Origin of the sequence: Comamonas sp. JUb58 (genome assembly GCF_004364775.1) — a bacterium.
Lineage (GTDB): Bacteria > Pseudomonadota > Gammaproteobacteria > Burkholderiales > Burkholderiaceae_C > Comamonas.
This window is the reverse complement of record NZ_SOAL01000009.1, coordinates 227,920-237,954: the sequence shown is the minus strand read 5'-3', so window position 1 is coordinate 237,954 and position 10,035 is coordinate 227,920. Positions and strand designations below refer to the sequence as shown.

General features: G+C 65.2%; 8 protein-coding genes. 2 read left to right on the top strand and 6 right to left on the bottom strand.

Annotated features, from left to right (window positions below; genetic code table 11):
- The 3 genes from EDF71_RS12025 to EDF71_RS12015 all read right to left on the bottom strand — a co-directional run.
- Positions 1 to 1,496, bottom strand: a 1,496-nt coding sequence (locus EDF71_RS12025) for a DUF6531 domain-containing protein (protein WP_243854277.1), incomplete at its 3' end; no start/stop codon positions are given.
- 124 nt (positions 1,497 to 1,620) lie between these two features.
- Positions 1,621 to 2,568: an SMP-30/gluconolactonase/LRE family protein gene (locus EDF71_RS12020; protein ID WP_133856815.1), complete on the bottom strand. Its 948-nt coding sequence runs from the start codon at positions 2,566 to 2,568 to the stop codon at positions 1,621 to 1,623.
- Between the two features lie 74 nt (positions 2,569 to 2,642).
- A complete protein-coding gene (locus tag EDF71_RS12015; RefSeq protein ID WP_166656524.1) occupies positions 2,643 to 3,104 on the bottom strand; it encodes an Lrp/AsnC family transcriptional regulator in 462 nt (153 codons plus the stop codon).
- A 100-nt stretch (positions 3,105 to 3,204) separates the two neighbouring features.
- Between EDF71_RS12015 and EDF71_RS12010 the strand changes: the two genes are divergently transcribed.
- The gene (locus EDF71_RS12010; protein ID WP_133856813.1) at positions 3,205 to 5,457 is read left to right on the top strand and encodes an aminotransferase class V-fold PLP-dependent enzyme; all 2,253 of its coding nucleotides are present in this window, start codon (positions 3,205 to 3,207) and stop codon (positions 5,455 to 5,457) included.
- Between the two features lie 87 nt (positions 5,458 to 5,544).
- On the opposite strand, the gene amt is transcribed toward EDF71_RS12010, so the two are convergent.
- From amt to EDF71_RS11995, 3 genes are all read right to left on the bottom strand, one after another.
- Positions 5,545 to 6,852 carry an ammonium transporter gene (gene amt, locus EDF71_RS12005; protein ID WP_133856812.1) on the bottom strand — a complete coding sequence of 436 codons (1,308 nt, stop codon included), beginning with the start codon at positions 6,850 to 6,852 and terminating at the stop codon, positions 5,545 to 5,547.
- Positions 6,853 to 6,918: 66 nt separating this feature from the next.
- Entirely contained in the window at positions 6,919 to 7,257 is a 339-nt protein-coding gene (glnK, locus tag EDF71_RS12000) for a P-II family nitrogen regulator (RefSeq protein ID WP_027010591.1), read from the bottom strand.
- A 43-nt stretch (positions 7,258 to 7,300) separates the two neighbouring features.
- The gene (locus EDF71_RS11995) at positions 7,301 to 8,032 is read right to left on the bottom strand and encodes a TorF family putative porin (RefSeq protein ID WP_133856834.1); all 732 of its coding nucleotides are present in this window, start codon (positions 8,030 to 8,032) and stop codon (positions 7,301 to 7,303) included.
- 327 nt (positions 8,033 to 8,359) lie between these two features.
- Between EDF71_RS11995 and EDF71_RS11990 the strand changes: the two genes are divergently transcribed.
- Positions 8,360 to 9,901, top strand: a complete 1,542-nt coding sequence (locus tag EDF71_RS11990) for a YifB family Mg chelatase-like AAA ATPase (RefSeq protein WP_133856811.1) — start codon at positions 8,360 to 8,362, stop codon at positions 9,899 to 9,901.
- Positions 9,902 to 10,035: the final 134 nt, after the last annotated feature.

Below are 10,035 nucleotides of genomic sequence, written 5' to 3'. Positions count from 1 at the left end.
ACAGTGCGGCCTAGCGGGTCGGTGACTTCGCTCAGGTGGCCGTACTGGTTGTATTTGCGTTTAATGGTGCTTCCGTCAGCCCGGGTGTGTTCTACGAGGCGCTGCAGCCCTGCTTCACCTTGAAAGATGTATTTGTCGACGCGGCCCAGGCTGTCCGTGACGACACATGTTCGCCTCGGCTGGCCATCCACTTCGGGCAGCTCTTGGTAGTCAAACTTGTAGTCCAGGCCTTCCTGGTTGCGTTGCTCGATGGCTTGCCCGCCTGGCTCATATCGGTCATAGGCATAGTGGTGCTCCGGCCCGCCGCGTTCCTGGTGGGCAATCATCAAATGGTTGCGCCAGGCAAAGCGGCGCACGACCTGGCCGTGGCGGTTGGTGACGGAGGTGAGGTCGCCTTGTTCGCTGTAGCTGTACTGCACCAAGGTGGTGGGCTCGGTCTGCAGCATGGGGGCCAAAGGGTCGCGATACAGATCTACCTTTGACAGACGCACACCGCTGTCGGCTTGCCAGAAGAAGTGCTCGTCTTCGTGCCCATCTTCGTCAGTGCTCTTATGGTGAAAGTGCTGGGCATCCTGCGCGGCAATCGCCTGCGTGTAGTGCAGCTGATAGCCCCGGCCCACGCCATCGTCGATGGTGGTGATGCGCTCCTGGCCCAGCACCTTGGTCCAGTGGTAACGTTGGGAGCGGCCCAGCCGGTCTACCTTGCCCAGCAAAATCCAGTTTGCATCGATATCCGGCTCGGTCACCGTGACCGGTTTGCCTGCGGTCTTCTGTTCATGGATATCTTTGCGTGCCGCTTCAATCGCCTGCCAGTTCGCCGGGCCAAACACCCAGACGGTATCTCCTCTGCCATTGGCCGCCAGGATCATCAAATCCCCGCAAGCCATATCGCGCCGGATCCAGGAGAAGCGACCCTGCCACCACAAAGGTGCCTGTTGGCTGCGCGGGGGTGGGGCTTCAAAGCTATCTGCGGCGCCCGCCTCGGTGAACTTGGCAGGCCCAGTCATGGCTGCAAGATCGTGCGTCAGATGGCCCGGATGCGAGCCCGAGCGCAGCAGCCAGATATCTTCGCTGGGGCTGTAGATCGACTCCCCTGCTGCCAAGGCATCAAAGGTGATCGTGCGGCCCTGGCTGTCGTGCAGCAAGGTGGCGCTTGCTTCCACCTTGATGCGCAAATCCATGGGAAGGCCCCAGCCATAGCCCAGCACCCCGCAGTGACCGCCGTGCTGCGCGTTCACGTAGCTGCTGTACTGGCGCTGCCAGACCAGGGGCATGGCGCCCGGTAGAGCGAAGTCCAGGTCAGAAGACCCAGACAATACTTTGGCACCCAGCTGCGGATTGACGGGATTACCAACCGTCGAGTCGGCAGCTTTGCCATCCGGACAAACTGAGCAAGCCACCCCGCCCTGAGTGCCTATCAGGACGGTGCGCGAACCGGTGACGATTCGCGCGTATTTGACCTTGTCATCTATTCGAGCTGCTGGCTTTCCTGACATGCGAATTCCTATCGAAAATTGAAGAATGATAGTTCATAACTAACAAATCAACAATGTCGATAGGAAGAAAGATCGCTGGCCTGGCAGCAGTAGTGGCTACATCGGCAGACGCACCAACGACAGGTCAGAACCCATGCCCGATTTCCCGCCAAGGCTGAGTCGGCAGGCCGGCTACGCCGACCCGCATTGCGAACACGCAGCCCGACAGCGGCAGCTGGGCCAGCTCGTCGCGGCTGCGGCCGTGGCGGGCGGAGGTGACGTACAAGGTGCGGCCATCGCTGCCGCCAAAGCAGGGCATCGTGGGGCAAAGCGCCGGAGTGTAGTGGTTGGCGAGGATGCGGCCCTGCGGGGAGATCTGCAGCACGCGGCCGCCCTCGTACATCGCGCACCAGTAGTTGCCTTCAACGTCGACAGCGGCGCCATCGGGCCGGCCGCCGTAGCCGGGCTCGCCCGGTGTCCAGCCCTCGGGCTTGCTGTCAAAACGAATGAAGACCTCGCCCTCACCTTGCGGGTAGCCGCTCACATCGCAGGCAAATTTCCTGACCGTGTGGCTGGGCGTATCGGCCCAGTACATGGTGCGGCGGTCGGGCGACCAGGCCAGGCCATTGGCGTTGGAGACGCCATCGAGCACCTTGCGCACCGTCGTGGTGCCTGTCAGGCCATCGACGCAGTAGAGCGCGGCCACCGGTTGGCGCGGGCCGCTGGTCGGCTCGTGGATGGTGCCTACCCAGAAGCGGCCCTGGGCATCGCAGCGGCCGTCGTTGCCGCGCTCGGTGGCGGGGTCGATCGGCAGGTGGGCGATCTCGTGCAGGGTACCGCCCCAGTGGGTGGCGCGGCAGATGCGGTCGCGCAGCACCACGATCCAGCCATCCAGCGCGCCGCCGCTGCGGGCCGGCGCCATGCAGCCGGGCTCGGCGGGCATGTCCCAGCGGTCCATATAGCCCGATCCGGGCATCGTGCGCCACAGCTGTTTGCCAGCCACATCGACGCCATAGAGAACACCACCGCTGGCTTGCCAGAAAGGAGACTCCCCCAACGCAAAGGGCTGACTGACCACGGTATGCCAGATCATGGCGTTCCTTTGATAAAAAATTGCATGGAAAACCCTAAGCATTATCTGTGCCACCGGCTTGCCGCAAGACAGGCTTATGGAATATATGACAGCGGCAAGGCGGTGGTGAACTTCAGCTCTTCCATCGCAAAGCTGGACGACACATCCAGCAACTGGGTATCGGCAATCAGGCGCTTGTAGACCTTGTCGTAGGCGGCGATGTCGGGCACCACCACGCGCAGCAGGTAGTCCACCTCGCCGCTCATGCGGTAGAACTCCACCACCTCGGCAATAGCAGCCACCGCCGCGCGAAAGCGCTCAAACCATTCCTGGCTGTGCGTGCTGGTGCGCACTGCGACAAACACCGTCACGCCCACATTGACCTTGTCGCGGTCCACCAGTGCCACCTGGCGCTTGATGACCCCGGCCTCTTTGAGTCGCTGGATACGGCGCCAGCAAGGTGTGGCCGACAGCCCGACCTGGGCTGCCAGTTCGGCGACCTGGGTTTCGGCATCGGCCTGCAGCAACTCCAGCAGTTTGCGGTCAATAGAATCCAATTTCATTCTTTGCCAATTTTTTGGAATAGAACTCCATTATTCTGCAGCAACTGCCGAATTTTGCGACTGTATTCCCCGGCCCGGCCTCGACAATTTGGGCATGGAAATCTACCTCGACGCCAACGCCACCACCCCCGTCCTCCCCCAAGCCCGCGCCGCCGCCCTGGCGATGATGGCCGATGCCTATGGCAACCCCAGCAGCATCCATGGCAGCGGCCTCAAGGCCCGCGCACTGCTGGACGAGGCACGCGCGGCAGCACGCCAGGTGCTGGGCGTGCCCAGCGGCCAGCTGCTGTTCACCAGCGGCGCGACCGAGGGCATCCAGACGGCGGTGCTGTCCGCGCTGAGCGCCCTGCGCCAGCGCCGCGAGGCAGGCGACAGCAGCCCCATGCAGCTGCTCTACGGCGCGACCGAACACAAGGCCGTGCCCGAGGCCCTCAAGCACTGGAATGCCGTGCTCGGCCTGCAGCTGCCGGTCACCGCCATCCCCGTGGGCATCGATGGCCGCCATGACCTGGCCTGGCTGCGCGCGCAGGCGCCATCGGCAGGCCTGGTGTGTACGATGGCCGCGAACAACGAGACCGGCGTGGTCAGCGATCTGGACGGCATTGCCGATGCGCTGCGCGGCAGCCCGGCGCTGTGGCTGGTCGATGGCGTGCAGGCGCTGGGCAAGCTGGCGCTCAACCCGGTTGAGCGCGGCATCGACTACGCACCGTTCTCCGGCCACAAGCTCTATGCGCCCAAGGGCGTGGGCATGCTCTATGTGCGTAAGGGCGCGCCCTTTACGCCGCTACTGGCCGGCGGCGGCCAGGAAGGCGCACTGCGCGCCGGTACCGAAAACATGGCTGGTATTGCCGCACTGGGCGCCGTGCTGCGCGCATTGCAGGACGGCGGCAGCTTTGCCAGCGCTGCCACGATGGCCGACCACCGCAGCCAGCTGGAAGCGGCGCTGCGCAATGCCTTTGCCGGCCTGGTGTTCAACGCGCCGCCCGCGCTGTGCCTGCCCACCACGTTGAACTTCTCCGTGCCGGGCCTCAGCGCCAAGCTGCTGCTTGATCTGTTTGATGCCGCCGGGCTGCGGGTCAGCGGTGGCTCGGCCTGCAGCGCCAGCAAGGCCCAGCCCAGCTATGTGCTCGAAGCCATGGGCCTGCCCGCCTGGCAGACGGCTGCGGCGGTGCGCATGTCCTTTGGCGCGGCCGATTCGGCCGAGATGATCGCCGAAGCCTGCCAGCGCATCCGTGCCTGCGGCGCCGCACTGCGCGCCAACTGCCTGGTGGAGGCGCCTGAAGACACCGCCCATGGCGCCACCCCGCTGCTGACGCGCTTTGTCGTCGATGGCGCCTGCTGCTACCTGCTGGCCGATGCCGCCAGCCAGCGCTGCGTGGTGGTCGATCCGCTGCCCGAGCTGGTCGAGCGCCTGGCGCAGTGGCTGCGCTGCCGGGGCTACACCCTGGCCGCCGTGCTGGACACCCACAGCCATGGCGACCACGCCTCATCGGCGGCCGAGTTGCGCGCTGCCGTGCCCGCTGCGCTGCTAGCCGCTGGCGCGGTGGATGCCCTGGGCTGGCCCCAAGGCGCCACGCAGATTGCGCTGGGCGCCTACCGCCTGAGCCGCCTGGCGCTGCCCGGCCATACCGAAGATTCCACCGCCTATCTGCTGCATGAAGGCACGCAGCTGCAGCTGGCCCTGGTGGGCGATACGGTGCTGCCCGGCGCGCTGGGCCGCAGCGATTTTGCGCAGAGCGCGCCGCAGGCCTATGCAGGCAGCCTGCGCCTGCTGGCGGAGACCGTGGGCCCGCAAACCCTGCTGCTGCCCGGCCACGACTATGACAACCGCTTTGCCTGCACCCTGGCCGTTGAGGCTGCTGCCCAGCCGCTGCTGGCCGGCGTGCTGCAAGGCCAGCTGGATGCCGCCGCCTTTGCCGCTGCCAAGGCCGCGCTAGAGCAGGACCTGGCCCCCACCGCCTACCAAACCATGGCCTGCGGCGCCCGTGTGGATGCCGCTACGCCCACCGTATGTGTGGAGCTGCCGGTGGCCCATGCCCAGGCGCTGCAGCAGGTCGGCAGCGCCGCGCTGCTGGTGGATGTGCGCGAGCCCTATGAGCAGCAACTGGGCCAGGCGCCGGGCATGGACGATGGCGCCAGCAGCCAGGCTGTGCCGCTGTCGGGCCTGCTCAATGCACTGCCGCGGTGGCTGGCCCTGCCGGCCGATACCCCCGTGGTGTTCTACTGCCGCAGTGGCAACCGCAGCGCCCAGGCCGCCCATGCATTGCGCCGGCTGGGCCACCACCAGGCCTTCAGCGTGGCCGGTGGCCTGGCGCTGTGGCCAGAACGCGCTGCTGCAACGATCTAAACGGTGTTTTATGCGCCAGCACGGCGCATAAAAAAAGGCCGGCCGGGTTGTGCACCCGTCCGGCCCCCCAAGGAGTATCCGCAAGAATCAACGTCCGTAGGCCGCTTCGCCGTGGGAGGTGATGTCCAGGCCTTCGCGTTCGGCTTCTTCCGTCACACGCAGACCACCGGTCAGCAGACCAGCCACCTTGTACGAGATCCAGGCTGCCACCGCAGACCAGACGATGGTGATCAGCACGCCCTTGGTTTGCACCCAGATCTGGTGGGCCATGTTGTAGCCTTCTGGCTCGACACCACCCAGGCTGGAGGCGCAGAACACACCGGTCAGGATGGCACCCAGGATACCGCCCACGCCGTGCACACCGAAGACGTCGCAGGTGTCATCGACCTTGAGCAGGCGCTTGAGACCGGACACACCCCACAGGCACAGAGCGCCAGCGAGCAGACCCATCACGATGGCACCCATGGGGCCGACAAAACCGGCTGCCGGGGTGATGACCACCAGGCCACCGACGGCACCCGAAGCGGCACCCAGCATCGAAGGCTTGCCCTTGTGCAGGGTTTCGCAGACCAACCAGCTCACACAGGCTGCGCCGGTGGCCACAATGGTGTTGATGAAGGCCAGACCAGCGATACCGTTGGCAGCACCTGCCGAGCCGGCGTTGAAGCCGAACCAGCCCACCCACAGCAGCGATGCGCCCACCATGGTCAGAGTCAGGTTGTGGGGAGCCAGCGCTTCGCGGCCAAAGCCCAGGCGCTTGCCCAGCACATAGGAGCCCACCAGACCGGCCACACCGGCGTTGATGTGCACAACGGTGCCACCGGCAAAGTCCAGCGCGCCATCCTTGCCCAGCAGACCACCGCCCCAGACCATGTGGGCAATCGGCAGGTAGCTGAAGGTGAACCACAGCACCGCGAAGATCATCACGGCGGCGAACTTGATGCGCTCGGCAAAGGCACCGACGATCAGCGCCACGGTAATGGCGGCGAACGTGGCCTGGAACGAGACGAACACATACTCAGGCACGGTGGCCATCGCACCCGACAAGGTATCGGGGGTGATGCCCATCAGGAACACCTTGCCGAAGTCGCCAAAGAAGTTGCCTTCGCCGGAGAAGGTCAGCGAGTAGCCGTAGATGGTCCACAGCACGGTGATCAGCGAAAAGATCGTGAACACCTGGGCCAGCACCGACAGCATGTTCTTGCTGCGCACCAGACCGCCGTAGAACAGCGCCAGACCCGGGATGACCATCAGGATCACCAGCATGGTCGAGGTCATGATCCAGGCGGTATCGCCTGCGCTCAGAACGGGAGCTGCTGCATCGGCCGCAGCCGCGTTGCCCGCAGTGGCCAGTGCCACCGCCGCCAGCCCTGCCAAGGAAAGTAGTCGTCTCATGTTGTTCACACCTTCAAGATAAATTGGCTTGTTGCGCGCGCCTTGCCAGCGCGGAGCGCTGTTTTTTTAGATAGCGTTCGGGCCGGTTTCGCCGGTACGGATACGCACCACTTGCTCCAGCGGAGAGACAAAGATCTTGCCGTCGCCGATCTTGCCGGTGCGCGCTGCGTTCTCGATGGCCTCGATCACCCGGTCCACCAGGTCCTCGGCCACCGCGATCTCCAGCTTCACCTTGGGCAGGAAATCCACCACGTACTCAGCGCCGCGGTACAGCTCGGTATGGCCCTTCTGACGTCCAAAGCCCTTGACCTCGCTCACCGTGATGCCTTGCACCCCAATATCGGACAGCGCCTCACGCACTTCATCGAGCTTGAAGGGCTTGATCACCGCCACTACCAGTTTCATGTTCATAGGTTCTCCTGTCGTCACTTATTGCAGCGGCGCTGCATCAAAAAGCCTTGGTCAGCGACACGATCGCGCGACCCTTGTTCACAAAGCCAAAGGCACCGGTCTTGTTGGCGCCCACCCAGGCGGCGCTCAGCGAGAAGCCGTCACCCAGGTCATAGGCACCGCCCACGCTGTAGTCCAGGTAGTTGGGCACGCCCAGGTCCTTGATGTCGCTGGAAAAGCGCGTGTAGCCCACGGCCAGCTTCAAGGTCGTCTTGGGTGCCACTTCCTGGGCGAATGCCACATTCAGGTAGCCGGTGTTGCGGCCCTTGTACGTGCTGTCGTACTTGGTGCCGGCCCAGCCAAAATAATCCTTCGATACGGTGTGCGAGTACTTCACGGTCACGGGACCGTAGGTGCCCGAGCCATACAGTTCGGTGGTATTGCCCAAGGTGTTGCCGGGGTAGACATAGGTCAGCAGACCCAGATCCCAGTCCACATCGGCGGCCTTGAACTTGTAGCCACCGTAGAAATCCATCTCCAGCTTGTTGTTGTCGAGCCAGTCGACGGTGGAGTTCCAGTTACCCACATAAAAGCCGCTGTCGCCAAAGGCGTAGTCGATCCCTCCCTGGAGCGCAGGCTTGACCCACTGGGCACTAGAGGACTTCTGGTCCTGACCGCGGAACTTGTAGTTCGTGGTCGCGCTCACGTTGGCGGTCAGCTGCGCGCTTGCCACCATCGGCAGCGCCAGAAACGCTGCACCCGCCACCACCATCCAGCCTCTGTTGCTCATTGCCATTGCCACACTCCTTGTTGATGAATTCGACCCATCCGTTTGTGGCAAGCACAATGCACAGAGCGTGCCAATCTCCGCGCCACCTGCTGCGTTGTGCGCACCAGACAAGCGCGGCGCGCTATGTTTTTTTGCAAATGCTTACGTTCTGAGCCGCAACGGGGCGCTCCGGGGTGATCGGCAGCAGGCGCGGACCGGGGGCCAGGCCGCCCCGGGCTGTCGCCCCTTGTCCCCAAAACCGACTTTTGCGATGCTGGCTGCAGCCGTGCCTCCAAGAGGTGCTTAGCAATGCACCAAAACGGTGCGTAACCACAAGGAAGCCAGCCCATGAGTCTCGCCGTGGTGCACAGCCGGGCCCTGGTCGGGCTCACCGGCCATCCCGTCAGCGTCGAAGTCCATCTGGCCAATGGCCTGCCCAGCTTCACCCTGGTCGGCCTGGCCGATCTGGAAGTGAAGGAAGCCCGCGAGCGCGTGCGCTCGGCGCTGCAGAACAGCGGGCTGGAGTTTCCGCACAACAAGCGCATCACCGTCAACCTGGCCCCGGCCGATCTGCCCAAGGAGTCGGGCCGCTATGACCTGGCCATCGCGGTCGGCATTCTGGCGGCCAGTGGCGCCATCGATGCGGAGCGGCTCAACCACTACGAGTTTGCTGGCGAGCTGTCGCTGTCGGGCGCCCTGCGGCCGGTGCGCGGCGCGCTGGCCGCCAGCATGGATCTGCACCAGCGCGGCCAGCATGTGCGCCAGGTGCTGCCCCCGGGCAGTGCAGAAGATGCCGCCCTGGTGCCCGATGCCGAGGTCTACCGCGCCAGCCACCTGATGGACGTGGTGCAGCACTTTGCCCCGCAGGCCGCCAATGCCGAGCCCGATGCAGCGCCCAGTCAGTGGCAGCGCATGGCCACCCAGCCCATGCCAGCCGAGGCGCCCGGCGCCGACATGGCCGATGTCAAAGGTCAGACCGCCAGCAAGCGCGTGCTGGAGATCGCCGCCTGCGGGGGGCACAATCTGCTGATGCTGGGCGCACCGGGCGCCGGTAAATCGATGCTGGCCCAGCGCTTTGCCGGCCTGCTGCCCGCCTTGACGGTGGCCGAGGCGCTGGAGAACGCCGCCGTACACAGCCTGGTCGGCGCCTTTGATGCCCGCAGCTGGGGCCAGCGCACCACCATGGCGCCCCACCACACCGCCAGCGCCGTGGCCCTGGTGGGCGGCGGCAGCCCGCCCCGGCCCGGCTCCATCTCACTGGCCCACTGCGGCGTGCTGTTTTTGGATGAACTTCCTGAATTTCCGCGCAGCGCACTCGAAGCACTGCGCGAGCCGCTGGAGACCGGCCAGATCAGCATCGCCCGCGCCGCGCAGCAGGCCACCTTCCCCGCCCGTTTTCAGCTGATCGCCGCGATGAACCCCTGCCCCTGCGGTTTTCGGGGCTCGCGCCAGCGCGCCTGCCGCTGCTCGCCCGACCAGGTCAGCCGCTACCAGGCCCGCATCAGCGGCCCCCTGCTCGACCGCATCGACCTGCACCTGGAAGTCAGCCCCCTGCCGGCCGATGAACTGCTCACCGCCCCAGCCGGCGAATCGACCGCCGCCATCCGCGAACGGGTGACCGCGGCCCGGGCCCGCTCACTGCAGCGCCAGGGCATGCTCAACCAGCAGCTGCAAGGCCAGGCGCTCGATGCCCATTGCCAGGCCGAGCCCGCCGCACTGCAACTGCAAACCGCCGCCGCCCAGCTTGCCTGGTCGGCGCGCGGCATCCACCGCAGCCTGCGCGTGGCCCGCTCGATTGCCGACCTGGCGCAGTCGGAGACCATCAGCCCGGCCCATGTAGCCGAGGCGGTGCAGTACCGGCGGGCGTTGTTGGGTACGAGCGGCATGTAGCCAGCGCATGCCGATGCCCGTGCTCATGCCCACCCTTATGCAGAAAACGCGTTTGCTAAGTCAGAAAAATTAGTTCCTCCCGCAACGCTGCCTTTGCACAATCCCCCCTTTTGCGCCACGCAGCCCTGCTGCGA